At 55.5% G+C, this 19,211-nt stretch carries 11 protein-coding genes; 7 read left to right on the top strand and 4 right to left on the bottom strand.

Features of this window, described 5'->3' with window-relative positions; genetic code table 11:
• The first annotated feature begins 225 nt into the window (after positions 1-225).
• The gene (locus DC522_RS20880; RefSeq protein ID WP_116530555.1) at positions 226-1,287 is read left to right on the top strand and encodes a medium chain dehydrogenase/reductase family protein; all 1,062 of its coding nucleotides are present in this window, start codon (positions 226-228) and stop codon (positions 1,285-1,287) included.
• Between the two features lie 399 nt (positions 1,288-1,686).
• Here the strand turns inward: DC522_RS20880 and DC522_RS20885 are convergent, their stop codons facing one another.
• The 3 genes from DC522_RS20885 to DC522_RS20895 all read right to left on the bottom strand — a co-directional run bounded on the left by DC522_RS20885 (position 1,687) and on the right by DC522_RS20895 (position 8,087).
• Complete coding sequence (locus DC522_RS20885; protein ID WP_116530556.1) at positions 1,687-2,130, bottom strand: hypothetical protein; 444 nt, start codon at positions 2,128-2,130, stop codon at positions 1,687-1,689.
• Between the two features lie 188 nt (positions 2,131-2,318).
• A complete protein-coding gene (locus tag DC522_RS20890; RefSeq protein WP_116530557.1) occupies positions 2,319-4,841 on the bottom strand; it encodes a PAS domain S-box protein in 2,523 nt (840 codons plus the stop codon).
• Between the two features lie 246 nt (positions 4,842-5,087).
• Positions 5,088-8,087, bottom strand: a complete 3,000-nt coding sequence (locus tag DC522_RS20895; protein ID WP_165820235.1) for an EAL domain-containing protein — start codon at positions 8,085-8,087, stop codon at positions 5,088-5,090.
• A gap of 896 nt (positions 8,088-8,983) precedes the next feature.
• Between DC522_RS20895 and DC522_RS20900 the strand changes: the two genes are divergently transcribed.
• From DC522_RS20900 to DC522_RS20930, 6 genes are all read left to right on the top strand, one after another.
• A complete protein-coding gene (locus DC522_RS20900) occupies positions 8,984-9,670 on the top strand; it encodes a response regulator transcription factor (protein WP_116530559.1) in 687 nt (228 codons plus the stop codon).
• Positions 9,671-10,070: 400 nt separating this feature from the next.
• Positions 10,071-11,744, top strand: a complete 1,674-nt coding sequence (locus DC522_RS20910) for a methyl-accepting chemotaxis protein (protein ID WP_116530561.1) — start codon at positions 10,071-10,073, stop codon at positions 11,742-11,744.
• Between the two features lie 60 nt (positions 11,745-11,804).
• The gene (locus DC522_RS20915) at positions 11,805-14,591 is read left to right on the top strand and encodes a hybrid sensor histidine kinase/response regulator (protein ID WP_116530562.1); all 2,787 of its coding nucleotides are present in this window, start codon (positions 11,805-11,807) and stop codon (positions 14,589-14,591) included.
• Between the two features lie 2 nt (positions 14,592-14,593).
• Positions 14,594-15,085 (top strand): chemotaxis protein CheW, encoded by a 492-nt coding sequence (locus DC522_RS20920; protein WP_245444392.1) that lies wholly within the window; start codon positions 14,594-14,596, stop codon positions 15,083-15,085.
• 48 nt (positions 15,086-15,133) lie between these two features.
• Positions 15,134-15,517, top strand: a complete 384-nt coding sequence (locus DC522_RS20925) for a response regulator (protein ID WP_116530564.1) — start codon at positions 15,134-15,136, stop codon at positions 15,515-15,517.
• A gap of 19 nt (positions 15,518-15,536) precedes the next feature.
• Positions 15,537-16,235, top strand: coding sequence for a protein phosphatase CheZ (locus DC522_RS20930; protein WP_245444386.1), 699 nt, complete (start codon positions 15,537-15,539; stop codon positions 16,233-16,235).
• 123 nt (positions 16,236-16,358) lie between these two features.
• Here the strand turns inward: DC522_RS20930 and DC522_RS20935 are convergent, their stop codons facing one another.
• On the bottom strand, positions 16,359-19,151 hold the full coding sequence (locus tag DC522_RS20935) for a heparinase II/III family protein (RefSeq protein ID WP_116530566.1): 2,793 nt from the start codon (positions 19,149-19,151) through the stop codon (positions 16,359-16,361).
• Between the last annotated feature and the right edge of the window lie 60 nt (positions 19,152-19,211).

Genomic DNA, 19,211 nt, shown 5'->3' on the forward strand with positions numbered 1-19,211 from the left:
CTTCAACGAAACGCTTCATCCGGCCCTCCGCTGATCAACATCAGCTTAGCAGATCAACGCGTTTCCACACAGGCTGGACCCATAACTGCCCTAGATGACGTGACCAGCAAACGTTTCGGGTGGGAAGCAGACGTTTCAACTGCTCAGATCACACTAGCCGTATAGATAACTTGATGGTGAAGTGCTGAGCTGTTGTGTGCCGTGCGAGGGAAATATTCAGATTTCATGCACAAAGTGGTCATCCATAAGGCTGGCGGTTACGAGCAACTGAGGCTCGAAGCCCGTCCGGTGCCAAAGCCTGGCCATCGTCAGGTTCTGATCCGCACCCGCGCAGTCGGAGTGAATTATTCTGATATCTGTGTCCGGTGGGGCGTCTATGAGTCGGCGCGCCGGTTCGTAGGCTGGCCGATCACCCCAGGTTTCGAGTATTCCGGCTGGGTGGAAGAAGCTGGCCGTGAGGTCAGGCATCTGAAGCTCGGTGATCCGGTGTTCGGGGTTACCTTCTTCAACGGCTACTCCACTCATGTTTGCGTCCCGGCCGATCTTGTCTGGCCAAAGCCTCAAGCATTGGACTTTGAGGCGGCCGCAGGTTTCCTGGTTAGCCATCTGACAGCCTATCATGGATTGTTGCAGAACGTGGTGATCCGGCCCGGCATGAAGGTCCTCGTGCATTCGGCAGGCGGTGGAGTGGGCTCGGCGCTGATTCAACTGTGTCGATTGCACGGCCTGCACGTGACTGGAGTGGTGGGAGCAAGCCATAAGGTCGAGTATGTGCGCCAGCTCGGTGCAAACGCGGTGATCGACAAATCTACTCAACCGCTCTGGGATGAGGCTCGGCGTCTCTGCCCCGACGGCTACGATCTGGCTTTTGATGCGAACGGCCCGGAAACCTTGGCCCAGAGCTATGCGCACCTGAAACCCACTGGCAAGCTGCTGGTCTATGGCTTTCATACATTGCTGCCCAAGCAGGGTGGACGCATCAAATACCTCAAGGCCGCCCTCGGCATGCTGAGAATGCCACGCTTCAGTCCCTTGTCGATGACGAGTGAGAACAAGGGCGTTGTGGCGTTCAATCTATCCTTTCTCTTTAACCGCATCGACCTTCTACAGGCTGCCGTGAATGATCTCACGACGTGGGTGGAGGCAGGCCGCATTCAGAAGCCGAGTGTCCAGTCCTTTGCGTTGACGGACGTGGCGAAAGCACACCAAGCCCTGGAGTCGGGTGAGACCACAGGCAAGCTGGTCTTGCGGACAACACCACCATCTCCGAGCGAAATGTTTGATTGATAGCCAGACTGGAACTCGTGCACGGAACCTCGGATATCTGAAGGGGTGTTTGCGGACGCCGCCATCTGCACGCACACCAAGTCTCACGATGCGGCTACAGCCTCGGACGTGAAAAGTGGATTTGCACTTTTGGGTCCGATGCTTTCTCCTTGAATGAGAGCATCGTTCAGGCGACCCGAAGGGCCGCGCTAGCGAATAACCGGATCCACTTTTCCGCACGATGCGCTAATGTGAACGACCATACCGTTTGGATTTCCCGTAGGCTTTGCAATGCGACCCGGCGGTGTTCAGTGGCATGCGCATGTTCTTGCCGTGTATTCCGATCGTTACAGTGTGCCGTCGGCGCTTGTCAGTAGGGTGTCCCACGTCTTCTCGACTATGATGTCTTGCAAGATCAACTCAGCCCCTGTGCCAATGTTGAAAAATGCTCCGGACTGGGTTCGGTTCAGTTATCTTGCCGTCTTTGATCGCGGCCTGAGCACCGTCAGCCAGCCAGACGTGGGTCGCGCGTCCGGGGCCACCGTAATAGGTCGCGTCAACGCTGGTGACGTTCTCTATGGTTGCGGAGGTGGTCCAGAGGCGAAAGTCGTGGGTGGTGCCCTCGAAGGCCCGCACCAGCACCATATTCGACGACTCGATGTCATAGTCGCCGTCGGTGTTGTTCGTGGCGGTCACATTCTCGAAGCGCACGTTGTAGACGCCGCGCCCGGTCGTGAATCCGTCGCCCTTCCAGTATTCGGCATCGGTGGCATGGTCGCAGTTGTTCATCATCGACAGCTTGCGGAGGACGACGTTATGCGCGGTGCTGTTGACGTGGATGCCGGGCACGTCCTTTTCGCCCATGTGTTCTGACCATCGCCGACAAAATTTTCGACCAGCACGATGTTGGTGTCGTATTTGAGACTGATCGCGTCCAGAGTGTAGCCGATGACGCTGCTGTCCCTAATCGTCATGTCCGACAAGTGGCGGTCGTGCTTTCGCCATAAGCATCGTTCTGCACGAAGCGGGTGACATTGGTGCCGGTTGCCCGATCAGAAGGCTTCAGGATAGGCGACCTCTTCAGTGTCGACAGTCTTAAGGGTGAAGTGAAACGTAGTCCCTTCACCTGGATTCGAGACTGCCCAGATTTTTCCTCCGTGGGATTCCACGATCGTCCTGCAAATCGACAGGCCGACCCCCATGCCACTTTTCTTCGTCGTTGTGAACGGCTTGAAAAGCTTGCTCAAGACTTCAGGCGCAATGCCTGAGCCTGTGTCCTGCACACTGATCTGAACCATCGTTCCATCATGCACCGGCATAGCGCGGATACTTAAGTTGCGATTATGGACGTCATGCATGGCCTCAACCGCATTGCGGAGAAGATTGATCAAGACCTGCTGGATTTGTACGCGATTGACGATAACATGAAGACCATTCGGTGAAAAGTCGAACTCAGCCTGAACGCCTTTCTCCTTGGCGCCAACCAGCCCCAGGGCGCTTGCCTCCTCGATCAGCCGCTGCAATTCCTCGACCCGGTGCTCGCTTTCGCCGTGCGCAACGAACTCCCGCAGCTGTCGTATGACCTCGCCCGCGCGCAGGGCTTCCTCAGCCGCCTCGTCGACGGCCATCCTGACCATGTCAACCTGTTCGCCTTCCATGCGATCCAGGATGAGGCCACACCCCTTCAGATAACTGGCAATGGCTGTCAATGGCTGGTTGATCTCATGCGCCAGTGTTGAACCCATCTCGCCCATAGCCGTAAGACGGGACATATAGGCGAGTTCGGACTGCAATTCCTGCATCCGCATCTCGGTGTATTGGCGCTCCGTTAGATCCCGGATGAAAGCAGTGAAGATGCGCTCACCCTCCCAGCGCATCTCCCCGACCTGAACTTCCATTGGGAATGTTGATCCATCCTTGCGCTGTGCCATGGCCACGCGGCAGCTGCCGATAATTCTGCGCTCGCCGCTCGCACGATAGCGGCTGATATAAGCATCATGCTGCTCGCGATATGGCAGAGGCATGAGGAACTTGACGTTGGTACCGATCACCTCATCGGGCTGGTAGCCGAAAACATGCTCAGCCGTGACGCTGAATGAGCGAATGATCCCTTTCTCGTCCGCCACGATCATGGCATCAGGCACGGTTTCGAGAATGGAACGCAGTTGGGCTTCACTTCGGCTCAACCGCTCCTCGCTCGATTTAAGAGCGAACTCCGCCAGCTTGCGGCTAGTGATATCGTGCGTCGTGCCGATTTTACGAATTGGTTGCCCATCCTCGTCCAGCACGGTTCGGCCTGTCACCAAGATCCAACGCTCTTCACCGGTGTCTGCGCGAAGAATACGGAAGGTGGCGCTGTATGTAAGATCGCTATTGACCGGATCTGCGAACAACTTGCGTTCGATACGGTCTCGATCCTCGGGATGAACGAGGGCAAGAATAGCATCCTTGTTGATCGTTGTGTCTGGGTTCAGACCGAGAAGCTTGTATGCTTCGGGCGTCCATTGATGCTCACCCCTCAGGATGTTGAAATCCCAGATGCCCAAACCTGTGGTTTCAATAGCCAAGCGCAGGCGTTCTTCGCTGTCGCGCAGCTTGTCTTCGGCCATCCTGCGGTCGTGAATGTCAGAAATCGTGCCAGCCCATTGCTGAACTTTTCCCGCTTCGTCCAGAAGCGGGACGGCTCTGCAGGATACCCATCGGTAATCGCCGTCATGTCCGAGGATCCGGTGAACAATCTTCGCGGGTTGGGCCGCATGAACGGTTTCCTGCCAGGCGGAGATGGTGCGGTCGCGATCCTCGGGATGAATGATGTCTATCCAACCAAGCAGTGTGTCAACCACCGGCTCTCGACCGCAGAACTCCTGCCAGCCCCAGCCCTCGGTGTATGAGCCTTCCGAATCCGAGCGCCAGACGATAGCAGTGTTGGTTTCAATCAAAGCGCGGTACCGTTGCTCGCTCATGTGCAGATGATCCGCTGCAGCTTTCTGCGGATTAATGCCGGTGTTTGCATCAGTCTGCTGCTCAACATTGCCCGGATCCCTGCGGTCAGCATCAGCAAGGCCCATTTGCCTGAGCTTGAGCTCGTGGGCCACGAAGCGCGAAAGGGCAAGCAGTGCCCGTGACTGTTCTGGCGATAGCCCGGCAGGACGGGGAGTGTAGTCAAAGATGCAGAGGGAACCGAGAATGGCGCCGTTTTCTGATGCAATGGGAACAGCAGCATAAAACCGCAGGTGCGGTTCACCTGCGACATAGGGATTCTCGCTGAACTCGGGATGGTGAGAGAGATCCCCTATGCTGATTGATCCTGCTGGCTCAAGAGCACGTACACAGATCGAGTCCGCTAAAGGGATCTCGCTCGGGATATTGCCGAGCTTGGCTTTGAGCCAATATCGTTTTTCGTCGAAAAAGCCTATTGCGGCAACCGGACACCCACAATTATTGGCGGCGAGTTGGACGATGTCGTCAAAGGCCGCTTCAGGCGTCGTATCCAGAATTTGCAGTTGACGCAGAATAGAAGAGCGCGGTGCTTCTTTCCCTTCGGACAAACCGTCTCTGGTTGTGTTGGAGGTCATAAATGGCCGGCCGAGGCGTGCTGTTGTTTTCGTCAGATTTGCTGGCCCGGCTACCAAAGTGAAATGTAAAATTCAATATAAACATTGTTATGGACAAGCTCATTCGGCTAGGGGGTTGGAGACAACGGTCTTTGCACGTTATATTATTACTCAATTTGTATATCTTCGTGGTAAGTCGGAATGCCACTCTCTTGGGAGGACGGCAACGTGCGCTCTCTGGTGTCAAGTGGCGATAGCGCTCGACGCTCAATGTGCTCGGAGAAATGCTCTTCTCACGGGCCTGCGGCGAATGACTTTTTGGTTCCACTCGGCCAGCAGGGCGGGAATCTCACAAGCCGGAATGGGCTTTGCATAAAAGTAGCCCTGGACATGATCGCAGCCGAGATTGTGCAGACGTTGTGCTTGTCCGAATGTCTCGACACCCTCCGCTGTCACCTGCAGCTTCAAGCTCTTTCCAAGGCTGATGACGGCAGCAATGATTGCTTCGTCATCAGGATCGTTTTCAAGGTTTTGAACGAAGCTGCGGTCGATCTTGATGTGATTGACCGGGAACTGCTTCAAGTGTGTCAAGGATGCATAGCCAGTGCCGAAGTCATCCAAGGCTATATGGATATCGTGCTGACGGAACTCGTGGAGCAGCTTGGAAACGTTGTCGGAGTTTCTGCCGAGAAGAACGGTTTCCGTGACTTCAACCTCAAGAAATTTGGGTGACACCTTTATCCAGTCGAGTGTTCTGAGCATGTTGTCGACCATGCTAGGCTGGATGAACTCTGCAGGTGAGAGATTCAGCGCGACACGACCGAAGGGCACGTCGTCATCAAGCCATTGGCGCATGTCCGTGGCGACGGTCGACATCAGCAGCTTGCCGATCTCCGACGCGAGCTCGTGATCTTCGAATGCGGCGCCAAAGGTTGCCGGTGTCAACATACCCCGAGTAGGATGACGCCAACGCGCGAGAGCCTCGAAACCCACGATCTTGCCCGTGCTGAGGCAGACCTTCGGTTGATAGAAGGGGAGGATCTCATGGTTGAAGATCGCTTCACGCAGGCTTCTTCCAAGAGCTACTCGCTGCTCGGTCACCCGGCGCATGTGCGGTGAATACGTGACGACCTGATTCTTCCCTTGGGACTTGGCCTGATAGAGAGCGATGTCGGCGTCCTTCATCAGTTCTGCTGGTTCACCATCATGATCCGGGAAAGCGGCAACTCCGATGCTTACGCGACTGATCAAGGTGCGCTTTTGATAGATGAAGGGCTGACGCAGTGTCTCCAGGATGAGAGAGCCGAGCCGGGCGGAATTTTCCAACTTTAAGGGCTCGACCACGAGGAGGGCGAACTCGTCGCCTCCAAGCCTCGCAACCGTATCGCAATCGCGCACCATGCTTGAGAGGCGTGTGGCCGTCTCTTTCAACAGAGCGTCGCCGGCATCATGTCCCAAGGTGTCGTTGATGTCCTTGAATTCATCAAGGTCGATCATCAGCAAGCTGACACTGGTGTCATTCTGACGGGCATTAAGCAGTGCCATTTCGAGGCGACGTAGAAACAGGCTGCGATTGGCCAGGCCGGTGAGAGGGTCATGATTGGCAGCGCGCCAGATCTCCTCTTCGGCTTCCTTATGGTCGGTTATATCGAATGTAACCCCGACAATTCTATCGAGCCCGGCTTTCTCGGCGCGCGCTCTCACCCATCGGAAGTCGCCGCCTGGCTGTACGATACGGCACTCGACGGAGTCTGCCCCATATATCTCGATCCGTTCAAAGAAGTGCTTGATCTTCGGTTGATCCGCCGGATGGACAGTACCAAAGAGTTCCACATTATTTCGAGTGGCAATTCCAAATAAGGAAAGGGAATTCTCCGAGCGGTTGATCAATTTCGTTGTGGGATTGAACTCCCATGCCATCATATGGGCGGCCTTGAGCGCAAGTTGAAGGCGCTCTTCGCTATCACGATGGGCTTCCTCCGACTGCTTGCGCTCGTGAATATCCATTGCGACTCCGAACCATTGTTCGATCTCGCCCGCTTCATTCTTGAGCGGCTGACCTCGAACAATAAACCACCTGGAGGTGTCATCGGACGAACGACGAATGGGGATCTCGACCTCGAAGGAGTTCTCCTTCGAGAATGCCTCCATCAAGAGATTGAGAGCATGGTCACGCCGGCTCGGATGGACGATGGATGCCCATCCATGGCCTTCGCGCTTGTCGCGCTCTAAGCCCGTGTAATCGTACCAGTACTCGTTGCAGTAGGTGAAGGCACCATTTCTGTCGCTGAACCAGACAGCCTGTGGCGAGAGAAATGAGAGCGGCATCACATCCACGAGCGTTCGGAACCGGCCTTCGCTCTCACGGAGGCTTTCTTCGGTACGCTGGATCTCCGTTATGTCACGCGAAACACACAAGAGTGTTTGAGGTTCCCCGGCGTCGTTCATGATAGGCGTGACGACGATGTCCCACCACTTCAGCGTTCCAGAATCGGTAGGGCAGAAGCCCTTGTAGCGTCCGACACCCCCGGCCCTCGCGCTTTCCATGGCCTGAGCCGCCTCCTCAGCGCCTTGGACGGCAAAGAGGTCGGTCCAGCTTCGTCCCTGGACGGAGGCGAGGCTCTTCACTTCCATGGCACGCATGCCATTTTCATTCATATAGAGGAGACGGAGATCGAGATCTAAAACAGCAATGCAATCCCTGCAACTCGCGAGAAGATGCTGCTTGAATTTCTCAGCTTCAGCCAGCGCCCGATCTGAGTGCTTGAGGTGGAGCTGGCTCAGGACAGCTTGAGCAAGACCTCGGAGGGCTTCTGTTTGTTGTTCTGTGAGACCTCGCCGGCGCGCCTTGTAATCCAGCACGCACAATGTGCCGAGAGGAAGGTCATCCTTCGTTCTAAGAGGTATGCCGGCGTAGAATAAAATGCGAGGATCGATATCCAGAAGAGGATTGTTTTTGAAACGTGCATCTTTCCTCAGGTCTGGAATCACAAGAAGGCCTGACTGACACATCGTATGCGTACAGATCGATAACTCGCGTGGAGTTTCGCTCAGTTCAGTGCCATGGGCTGCCTTAAACCACTGTCTGTGCTCATCGACAAAGCTAATGAATCCAATCGGAGCATTGCAGATACGGGCCGCGATCCCCGCAATTTCGTCGAAGAAGCTCTCCGGCTCAGTGTCCAGGATCCGGAAGCTCCGAAGCGCAGCAAGCCGGTCGGCTTCGCGCCGCTCCGGATAGAGATCATTGTAGGAACTCTCCGACATGCGAAATACGCCCGGGCTGGGATAATATGATTTGCTCAAGCGATGTCGGAATCCAACCGACCCAACAAGAATGGCATCATGCCTCAAGCAGTAGAGCTCGATCTGTTGTTCAGGATTCATCCGGGCTCAGACCGGTAAAATGGCAGGGCATCATGCCGGACCTTCAGTAGAAGGTATGCCATAGTGCATCAATGACTTTATGCCTAAAGGCAGAAATAAATAGTCATTGTTTTAAATTGTACGTGCCACTCCAGAAGGAGTCAAGAATGGTGTAATAATTCCTTCCTTGGAGGCATTAACTATATTTTAAAAATACAACACAGAACTGCGCCAATGTCATTCGCGAAAGTTGAATGGTTGCCGAAAGGGGGAAGGACTGGGGCAAGATTGCGGCGCTAACACGGCCATCGCGCCAGCACGATTTGCGCAGCTTTGCGTACGGAATAGGGCGCGAATCACTTCCGAAAAGAGAGCGGATATAGTCCCGATAACCCCAATGGAGTACGTAGGCCTCTAGGCTAGATTACGTAGCACTCTATTTCGTGAAATACTGAGTTATTTAATATCGTAACATATATTTTTCGTAGGAACTCGAACTGGAAGTTCCTGAGGGAGGTGTTCCTAACTCGTTTCCGTTCAAGGAGCTTTCTAAACTCTGTCTTCTCTCCAACGAGGACAACGCTTTGGCAGCCACGACTCTAGGAGAAGATGTTGCTTCGTTAACAGCGATTAACCTTCCCCCTCTTGACCCTCTGTCCCAATACGTATTGCCCCTTCAAACGAACACGCATAGCTTCCAAGTGCCGAACAAAAAATATCCGTCGAATATGGCGAAGAAACGGCAAGGTATGATTTGAGTTAAGTAAGTAATTTATACTAATGGCTGGGGGCCAAAGATGTATATCGTTGTCGATGATCGACAGATAGTGACGTCAGGATATGTGGCAAGCTTCAAGCGGGAAGGTGTATCTTCCATTGGCTTGTATTCGACCGAATTCAGCGAATGGCTGGAGGCGGCTTCTGACACCGACATGGAAGCAATCCAGGGCTTCGTTCTCGGCAGTTTCGAACAGCGCGCAAGCTATGCTGAGAGCATTCGGCGGTATTCCAAAGCTCCCATCATTGCTTTGAGCGATGTGCGCTCTCTTGAGGAGACGCTCGAACTCTTCACCGCGAAGTTCGATGACGTTGTCCGCAAGCCCGTCCACGTAAGAGAGATCCTTGCTCGCTCGGAAGCCGTTTGGAGGCGCGTGAATGCCAGCTTGGGAAAAGCGAGCCCGAACGACAATGACCGATTGAAGGTCTTTTTCGATGGGCGCGATCCTGAGATAGACGGTATTCCCCTCACGCTTCCGCGTCGCGAGCGGCATATCCTCGAGTATCTCGTACGCAAGAAGGGGCACCGCCTGACGAAGAAGCAGATCTTCGATGCAGTCTATGGCCTCTATAGCGACGATGTCGAGGACAGCGTTGTGGAGGGGCATATCAGCAAGCTGCGCAAGAAATTGCGTCAGCGCCTGGGGTATGACCCCATCGATGCCAAGCGGTATATCGGCTACTCTTACACCGGCGCTGTCTCTTAAACACAGGGGTGACGACCTCTTCTTCGGAGCGGATGGATAGCATTCTGCTCCGGCGCTTATGCAAAGCCAGTTTCAGGCATATGGAAAAGTCCTCGTCGGGTTCGCCTGGCGAGGACAGTCATAAGATGACGCCCAGTTGTGAGGATGCGCATGAGAATTGCTCTGCGATGCCACAATCTCCGCTTTAGCCTCAGATTCTCCTGATGCGTTCTTCGAAATGGCCGGTTCTGAGCAAGCACCATAGCTGCCGGAAGCTGACCACAGGTGCGATGACGTTTGGCCTGAAAGCCCAAAGGACCTTATCCCGCACAAGTCCCTCCTTTCCTGCAGCGAAGCCAGCCTGACGCAAGGCAAGGCCACTAAGATCAATCACGCTGAAGTCCAACTCTAGTCCGTCATTATGTCCATCACGATCTCTCGTCGCCTCGGTCTGCTTGTCGCTGTTGCCGTCATCATCAGCGCGCTCGCGGTCATTGCGCAGCTCTTCGTCATGAACAATGCAATCGTTCGTGAAAGAAAGCTGTCCGTCCTCAGTCAAGTGGAAGCTGCTGCCTCTCTCGTAAAAGGCCTTGCCGAGCAGGCAGAAGCTGGACGGCTGACAAAGGAAGAGGCGCAGGAGCGTGCAAAGGCGGTTCTTCGAAGCATGCGCTACGGCAGCAACGAGTACTTTTTTGCTTATGACTCCTCAGGCCGGATGGTTGTTCACGGCAGCAAACCCGAGAACGAAGGAAAGGATTTGCGAGGGATAAAGGACGCGAATGGCGTCTACATGCATGCTGAGCTGGTCGACACCGGGCGGCGAGGCGGCGGCTATGTCAGCTATCAGTTCCCGCGCTTGGGTCAGGACAAGCCGGTGCCCAAGATCGGCTATGCTTACAACTTCGCTCCTTGGCAATGGATCATCTGCACGGGCGTCTACACGGACGACATCGACAAGGTCTTCTGGGCGAACGCCCTGAATGCCGCCCTCTGGTCGGCTCTCATGATCGTGGTGCTGATCGGAGCAGCCTGGTTCCTGTCTCGCGGTCTCGTGCGGCCCGTTCGATCCCTGACGTCGGCGATGGCTGCGCTCGCGGCTGGCGATACGAAGACGGCAGTTCCAGGAACCGGGCGGTTCGACGAAATTGGAACAATGGCAAAGGCCGTTCAGACGTTCAAAGCTGCCATGATTGCGAAAATCGAGGCTGACGAGGCAGCCCTGCAGGAGATGAGCGCAAGGGCGCGAAGAGCCCAGGTTCTGGACGAACTGACCCGGCAGTTCGAGCACAATGTGAGTGCAATGACTCAGTCCCTCTCCAGTGCCGTTTCTCAAATGGAAGCCTCGGCTCAATCCATGTCCGTGGTTGCAGACCAAACGAATCATCAGTCGGTCGGCGTTGCGTCGGCGGCTCAGCAGACAACTGCCAATGTTCAGACTGTTGCCGCGGCCACCGAAGAGTTGTCGATCTCGATCTGCGAAATTGCCAGTCAGGCGGCTGACTCGTCGCGAATTGCCAATGAGGCCGTGCAGGCGGCACAGCAGACTGACGAAACCGTTCAAGAGCTTGCGCTGGCTGCGGAACGGATTGGAACTGTTGTCCAGCTGATCAACTCGATTGCCAGCCAGACCAACCTACTTGCGCTCAATGCGACCATCGAAGCAGCACGTGCCGGTGAGGCCGGTAAGGGGTTTGCGGTGGTCGCCATGGAAGTGAAGGACCTCGCAAGCCAGACCAGTAAGGCAACGGAAGAGATTGGAGCACAGATCACAGCTATCCAGGAAGCAACCCAGCAATCCGTGAACGCTATTCAGAATGTTGCAAGGACAATTATCGAAATGTCCCGGATCTCGACCATGATCGCAGCTGCCATGGAAGAGCAAGGGGCGGCAACCGGTGAGATCTCCCGTAACATTCAGGAGGCCGCCCGGGGTACCGAGCAGGTGACAGGCAATATCGTCCTGGTGCAGCAGGGTGCTGGCGAAACGGGATCTGCAGCCAATCAGCTTCTTGGCGTAGCCCGTGAGCTTGCCCACCAAACATCCAGGCTTGGACAAGAGGTCTCTACCTTCATGTCCGGTATCAAGGCCGCATAGCGAGAGGCGTCGAGCAGTCGACTGCTAACCAGTTACTCCAAAGAGAGAAGAGATACGGCAATGGACGACCTCCTCCTTGAGTTCCTTACGGAGACCAGCGAACATCTTGAGACGGTCGACGTGGAGATGGTTCGTTTCGAGCGGGATCCGAACAACCAAGCGATCCTCAGCAACATTTTCCGCCTTGTGCATACCATCAAGGGAACTTGCGGGTTCCTCGGGCTTCCGCGACTTGAGGCGCTGGCTCATGCAGCAGAAACCCTCATGGGCAAGTTCCGCGATGGAATGCCGGTCACAACGTCGGCCGTGTCGCTGATCCTGACGACGCTTGATCGCATCAAAGACATCCTGGGCGAGCTGGAGCGTCATGGCGTCGAACCGGAAGGTGCCGATGACGATCTGATCGAGGCCCTCGACAGAATGGCGAATGCCGGGACTTATGTGCCTGAGCCCGTTGCGCCTTCCGCCAAGCCGAAGACGGTCGGAACGCTTGTCCATCAGGTGCTCGAACGCGAGTTGAAACCCGGTGAGGTCTCTCTTGATGAGCTGGAGCGCGCTTTCCAGGAGGCGCCTGGGCCTGACAGTGAGGCAACGAGCGGCACTCTCGTTTACCAAGTGCTGGAGAGAGCATTGAAGCCCGGAGAGGTTTCCCTCGACGAACTGGAACGCGCATTTCGGGAGGCTCCTGGTCCAAATCAAATCGCGCCCGCCAAGCCAACCGCGGTTGCGCCACCTGCACAAGCCAAGCCTCAGAAAACTCAAGGTGCCGCAGAAGCATCAGAGAATGGCGAGGGCGGAGAAGGTGTGGCCGGCAAGGTCCAGACGATCCGCGTCAATGTTGATACACTTGAGCACCTCATGACGATGGTGTCCGAGCTCGTCTTGACCCGTAACCAGCTGCTCGAGATCGCCCGCCGCAATTCCGAAGATTATGGGTACAAGGTGCCTCTGCAGCGGCTTTCTCAGGTTACGGCCGAGTTGCAGGATGGAGTGATGAAAACGCGCATGCAGCCCATCGGCAATGCTTGGCAGAAATTGCCCCGTGTTGTGCGCGATCTGTCGAACGAGCTCTCGAAGCAGATCGAGCTCGTTATGCAGGGAGCCGATACCGAACTCGATAGGCAGGTGCTTGAGGTTATTAAGGATCCCCTCACTCACATGGTTCGCAACTCTGCGGATCACGGGATCGAAAGCCCTGCTGAGCGCAGGGCTGCCGGAAAGCCGGAGAAAGGTATCATCCGCCTCAATGCCTATCATGAAGGTGGATCGATCACGATCGAGATCTCCGATGACGGCAAGGGTCTGAACTACGCCGCCATTCGCAAGAAGGCAGTCGAGAGAGCTATCGTCAGCGAGTCAGAGATCGAGCGGATGAGCGACGCTCAGGTCGGCAAATTCATCTTCCATCCGGGCTTCTCGACAGCCGCCGCGGTCACTTCCGTGTCCGGGCGTGGTGTCGGTATGGATGTGGTGAAGACGAATATCGAACTGATCGGCGGTACGGTCGATATCCGCTCCGAGTCAGGCAGGGGTACGACATTCACCATCAAAATTCCTCTGACACTGGCAATTGTCGCAGCACTGATCGTTTCGTCGAAGGACCAGCGGTTTGCCATTCCCCAAGTGGCGGTTTCGGAGCTTGTCAGAGTGTCGCCCGCATCAGAACACTCGATCGAGCGGATCAACGGGACGCCAATTTTACGTCTGCGTGAGCGCTTGCTGCCGATTGTTCCGCTATCTAAGGTGATGCGCCTCTCCGAAAGTGAGGATGTCGACACCGGATTTGTGGTTGTCACTCAGGTTGCACAGCAGCGTTTCGGCATTCTCGTCAACGGCGTCTTCCATACGGAAGAAATTGTGGTCAAGCCGATGTCATCTAAGCTTAGGCATATTCAGCTTTTCTCCGGGAACACCATTCTTGGCGACGGTGCCGTTGTCCTGATCGTGGACCCGAATGGCTTGGCCAGAATGGTCGGATCAGGGGTGCAGAACAACGAATTCCAGAACGATGCGACACTCGACCAGGCGATTGCGGCTGTGGAAGAGCTGACGAGCCTCCTTGTCTTCCGCGGTGGCGGAGACACCTTGAAGGCCGTGCCGCTGTCCTTGGTGACCCGCCTCGAAGAGATTGACGCATCAACGATCGAATGGGCCAGCGGCCGACCTGTGATGCAATATCGGGGCCGTCTGATGCCGATTGTTTCCTGTGACGAAGATCTTGAGATCAAGACGCAGGGCCTGCAGTCTCTTCTGGTGTTCTCGGACGGCGAGATATCGATGGGACTTGCTGTGGCCGAGATCGTAGACATCGTCGAAGACAAGCTCGAGGTCGAGCTGCTGGCTGAACGGTCCGATCTCGTAGGATCGGCCGTCGTGCGGGGTAAGACCACAGAGATCGTGAACATCGCCCATTACCTGCCTCTGGTTCTTGAGACATGGTCTCGCACGGATCAGAGAGCTAAGCAGAGCAACTCGCTACTCCTCGTCGACGGGTCTAACTTCTTCCGCGACATGCTGGTGCCTGTTCTCAAGGCGTCGGGATACCGTGTGCACACGGCAGCGACAGCACAGGATGCCGCTCGTTACCTCTCGAGCGGCGCTCAGACGGATTTCATCGTGACCGATCTTGAACTGCCGGGGAATTCTGGATTTGCGTTCATCGCAACGCTGAGGGCTGACGCCCAGTACCGGTCGATCCCCATCATTGGTCTGACGTTAAGGCCTGACCCTCAGCTGATCGCCTTGGCAAGGCGGTTCAAGATTACAGAAGTTGTTTCGAAAGTGGACCGTCGAGGATTGTTGTCTGCTCTGGCGGAACTCAGTGGATCGCTTGAGGAGGCTGCATGACCATGAAGGCCCTGAATACCGTTGCCATTGGCGCACCCAAAAGCCTCTCCCGAGAAATGGAGTTCATCACTGTTACCGTGGCGCGTCAGTTGCTCGGCCTTCCTATTGGCCGCGTCCATGACGTGTTCGTGGTCAGCGAAATGACCAAGGTGCCATTGGCGCAAGCTGAAATTGCCGGATTGCTCAATCTCCGCGGACGCGTCGTCACGGCTGTGTCGTTGCGCAGCCGTTTGGGCCTTGAGGATGATGGCAGGGCAGAGCGCCGGATGGCGGTCGGCCTCGAAAACCAGGGCGAGGCCTATGGCTTGCTCGTCGACGATGTTGGGGAAGTGCTCAAGCTCGATGCTGACGAGATGCAGCCTAACCCTGTTCACATGGACCGCCGTTGGGTGAACCTGTCTCAAGGGGTTCATCAACTCCAGGGCGAGCTGATGATCATCCTCGATGTGGATGCGGTTCTTGCCTTCGGGGCAGAGCGGGACCCGGTCCAATAAGTTCGTTCTGATCAATTCCATTCATCTCACTCAATAGGATACGTAACCGTGAGCCTAGATCTTTCTACCCCTGTTCTTGTCGTCGACGATTACCAGACGATGGTGCGAATTCTCCGAAACCTGCTCAAGCAGATCGGCTTCAATGATGTTGATGATGCCTCTGATGGACAGGCTGCGCTGGAGAAGCTCAGATCCAGGAAGTATGGCCTTGTCATTTCTGATTGGAACATGGCCCCGATGACAGGATACGAGTTGCTCCAGCAGGTCCGTGCGGATGCCGAACTGGGCTCTCTGCCCTTCATCATGGTGACTGCCGAAGCAAAGACTGAGAACGTCGTCGCGGCAAAGAAGGCCGGGGTCAACAATTACATTGTGAAACCCTTCAACGCCGAAACTCTCCGGTCCAAGATCAGCGCTGTCTTCGGCGCATGAGCATATCGCGGTAAGAGCCATGAACCCACGTAAGAGCTATCGTATCGAGGCTCATATGGCCTCCGCCCCTCCTGACGAGGGAGTTCTCGAGCGTCATAACGAAGTTATGTCCATGCTTGGGACGATCAAGGAAGCTATCGTCCCGGCAAAGGAGCTGTCTGCAGCGCTCATCGAAGAGCACCGCAAGGACATGCAGGAGGCTCTTCGTCTCAAGGTCGAACTAGACTCGATCTACGAGGCGATTGAGCGAACCAAGCGTGAGATCGCAACGCTCCGTTATGCTGGAGCCCAGGGGCAAGAGATCAACCGCGTCACGGATGAGCTTGGCGCCATTGTGCTCGGTACTGAGACTGCGACCAATGCGATCCTGGCGTCCGCGGAAAGGATCGATGAGTTGTCGGGCAACCTCGCTGCGCGTCTTGCGGGCGGGGATCAGGATTTTGCCCGTGAAATCTCCGATCAGGTCATCAGCATCTTTGAGGCTTGCAACTTTCAGGATATTACGGGTCAGCGCATCAGCAAGGTCGTGAATGCGATGAGGTTCGTCGAAGAGCGCGTCCATGAGATGATCGAGATCTGGGGCGGACTAGAGAGCTTCAAGGATATCGAGACCACGGACGTTACGCGCCAGGGTGATGAGGCGCTTCTCAACGGGCCAGCGCTTTCAACGGACAAGGGCATCACGTCACAGGATGCTATTGATGCTCTGTTTGGCTGAGCGCAGCATTACGAACGCGGATGCCCGTTCTAGTTGGGCATTCACGTTCCGTTGACGGATGTATTACAGCAGGAAGTTCACCGTTGAGGGGCTCCTGCTGCTCCGAAGGGTTTGGCTCGAGATCTAAAAGACTGCCGTAGACAGGCGCTGAAACAGGTTCTTGACAGACGTTGTTTTCAGCAGGTCTGCGAGAGTGCCGGCTGATCGCTCACTGGTGGCAAGCAAGACACCACCGCAGACAGTGCCGTGGCCAGAGAACCGATAGCGGAGGACGTTGGCTGGCTGCAGCCCTCCTGTTGCCTGTGCCACGAATCCCTGGAGCGCAGTCTGTCTATCGCTGCGGCCGTTATCTATACTCATGCCAGAGAACTGGCCTTTAAGCACACGTGGAATGATCTGTAGCCTGCCATCCTTACGATAGCCGATCCCTAGCCGCGAACTTGCAATGGCCGCAGTGACCCTGGGATCGAAGTGCAGAAAGCCATCGAAGGAGACGGGTCTTGCCTGGGTTGTGAAATGATCGAACAGGGCGATTGCGTGCAAGTCATCCAGGCACACAATGATGCGGCGGTGATCATAGTCATGACCGTGAACATTTGTGCCTATCTGGAATAGGTTAGCGCCTTCAAGCGTCTCATGTGCTTCAATCCAAGCCGTTCCGGCGGTTGGTTCACGTTCATCTGGAATGGCAAGATTGTGCGCTCTGGCGGAGATGAGATATTGACGAGCTGATCCTGCGTCGCAGAAGTCCGAGCCCTTCGGGTCGACAATCCAACTTGCACCACCCGTGGAGTAGACAAAGGATGTGCAATCGGAATGGCCATGTTCTGAGTGATGACCGTCCAATGACGCACAGAAATAACTCCAATGAGCATTCCGCTCGTAGTAACGCGCTGTGATTAACCCCGCATTTGGTAAGGAGAATATCTTTTTTCCTGTCGGATACGACAGCGCCGCGGCAAGTGCCGGATCGGAGAGCAAGGTAGTTCCATAAACAGACAGCAGCCGTCGCAGCCATGATGCATGATGCAATCCTTGCGGTGCATCGCCGAAAGGTGGAAGCGATCCGGAAGGATCAGTAGCAGAAACGACGTTCTGGAGCCCTTTCGTGAGGCGTGTGGTCAACTCGTCGCGAAACTCGCGTGTCTCCGGCACATCGCCAAGCATGCGAGCGAGAATGAGCCCTAGTGAGATAATCTCCAGGCGGAAGTGCAGGGATTGTTCAACAAACCCGCCCTCGCGGTCGATGAGGCGGTCAAAGCCTTCCTGGATTTGTGGGAGGGCAACAGAGCTCCAGTAAGAAGCTAAGGGAAACTTAGGGAGTGCCCGCGCTGCAGAAAGAAGAGCACAGGCAGCATGGATATGGACAACCGAATGCGCAAAGACATTCTGGCTTACAAGTTGGGCCAGAGCAAAGGCATGGCGCACGACCTCGGAAAAGAGAGTGAAGCTCTTTTCAAAGGCAGCTGATCGTTGCGATCTCACGTTTAGGGAAAGGAGAGTGAGCAGTGCTTCGGTGCGGGCGGACAGGGACAAGGGGTGAGCACTGATCGGATCCTGAGCATGCCCCCAAGGATTGGCCTGCGACCATAAAACCGCAAGATCGATTGCGCGTGTGAGACCTCCGGCTTCCGCCTCGTTTGCGAGATCGACAAGCCAGGATAGAGACTGAAACTCGAGTCTCCATGCCAATGACTGGAATGGATCTTCCATCCATTTCGGTGCCTCAGGAAGACGCCATGATGGGAAGTTGCTGAGAACAAGTTCACGCCCATTGATTGTCGTGGGCGCACCCCACTGCACAGATTTGAGCTTGTGGTGAAATGTGAGGGGAGACCGCAGTGCTTCTGGGTCGACAAACTGCTTGAAGATAGCAGAGTTGACTTTAGAGCCGCCGAACGGCAGCTCGAGGCCCAGCTTCGCTAAGGTCTGACGGAGGAAGGCCCAAGCATCGGGGAGATCGTCGCCTGAGATATTCTCAAGCAGAAGCTCGTCTCCAAGGGACACTTCGAGTGGGACGACCAATTCCATTCTGACTTCAGCATGCCAGGTCTGAAAGCCGATCTCGATGCTTGCTGCTCGCGGCGGAGGAAGGAGATCCAGCGTAAAGCGCCGAGCCTGTCGGTGGACGGGAATGTCGATGAAGGCTCCAATGGATGGCGCCACCGCTATATCAGGATAGGGAGGGGGCAGTTCCTCTCCTTCCGCATTGCGATAAACGATGCGGGCCAGGGCCCCTTCGCCACCCGGATTCTCATTGATGATCTGTCCGCGCACCAGGAGTTGGTGTTCCGGACGCACTCCATATTTATACCAGACAGGCTCGGCTGTGAGAGTTCGCCATGTTCGGCGCACGTCGGACAATTCATGGGCGCTCGTCTGATGAGCCTGATCGGCTTCGTTCAAGCCGCTGTCCTGCAAAGAAGTGGGACGAGCAGTCTGAAACAGCTTCGGATCGCGAATGGTGAAGGGGTGGGAATTGCGCCAGCTCCGAACAGATACGGCCAGTTTCCTGGCCGGGGAGGGGACAAAAAACGTACAAGATACCTTACCAGGATGCACAGGGCCGTTATGACGGCCGTTGCAATCCGGCCCACCAATGTGCCAGCTGTGAGGATCAATCTGACTTCTTGTCAGGCCGGGCACATAAGCGAAATCGATACTTGATCCATCCTCCATAAGGAAATCGAAACCGATGGCGGCAAGATCGTAGGCAGCCCTGTTTTCCTCTTGTGGATTCCAATCTATTTGAAAGCTCAGCTCGCACCAGCTGTCGCTATCGAGGCCCTCAAAGTTCAGGGTGATGCGTGACCAACGGTTGTTGTTTGAAACAACGTATCGGGAGCTGTCGACCGCCGACAGCGCATCGGCGCCAATGTCGGCCGGGATCGGAAAAATGCATCTGGCGGCGGGCATAAGGCGGCACAGCTCTTCTGGTTGAGGGAAAACTATTCACACTGACGCTGATGCAGCCCA

It is taken from the genome of Microvirga sp. KLBC 81 (assembly GCF_003075415.1).
Classification (GTDB): Bacteria; Pseudomonadota; Alphaproteobacteria; order Rhizobiales; family Beijerinckiaceae; genus Microvirga.

Coding starts and splice junctions, on each gene's coding strand:
- DC522_RS20915 (WP_116530562.1), top strand. CDS start 11,805: ATGGACGACCTCCTCCTTGAGTTCCTTACGGAGACCAGCGAACATCTT.
- DC522_RS20895 (WP_165820235.1), bottom strand. CDS start 8,087: ATGTCGGAGAGTTCCTACAATGATCTCTATCCGGAGCGGCGCGAAGCC.
- DC522_RS20935 (WP_116530566.1), bottom strand. CDS start 19,151: ATGCCCGCCGCCAGATGCATTTTTCCGATCCCGGCCGACATTGGCGCC.
- DC522_RS20885 (WP_116530556.1), bottom strand. CDS start 2,130: ATGGGCGAAAAGGACGTGCCCGGCATCCACGTCAACAGCACCGCGCAT.
- DC522_RS20880 (WP_116530555.1), top strand. CDS start 226: ATGCACAAAGTGGTCATCCATAAGGCTGGCGGTTACGAGCAACTGAGG.
- DC522_RS20900 (WP_116530559.1), top strand. CDS start 8,984: ATGTATATCGTTGTCGATGATCGACAGATAGTGACGTCAGGATATGTG.
- DC522_RS20910 (WP_116530561.1), top strand. CDS start 10,071: ATGTCCATCACGATCTCTCGTCGCCTCGGTCTGCTTGTCGCTGTTGCC.
- DC522_RS20920 (WP_245444392.1), top strand. CDS start 14,594: ATGAAGGCCCTGAATACCGTTGCCATTGGCGCACCCAAAAGCCTCTCC.
- DC522_RS20930 (WP_245444386.1), top strand. CDS start 15,537: ATGAACCCACGTAAGAGCTATCGTATCGAGGCTCATATGGCCTCCGCC.
- DC522_RS20890 (WP_116530557.1), bottom strand. CDS start 4,841: ATGACCTCCAACACAACCAGAGACGGTTTGTCCGAAGGGAAAGAAGCA.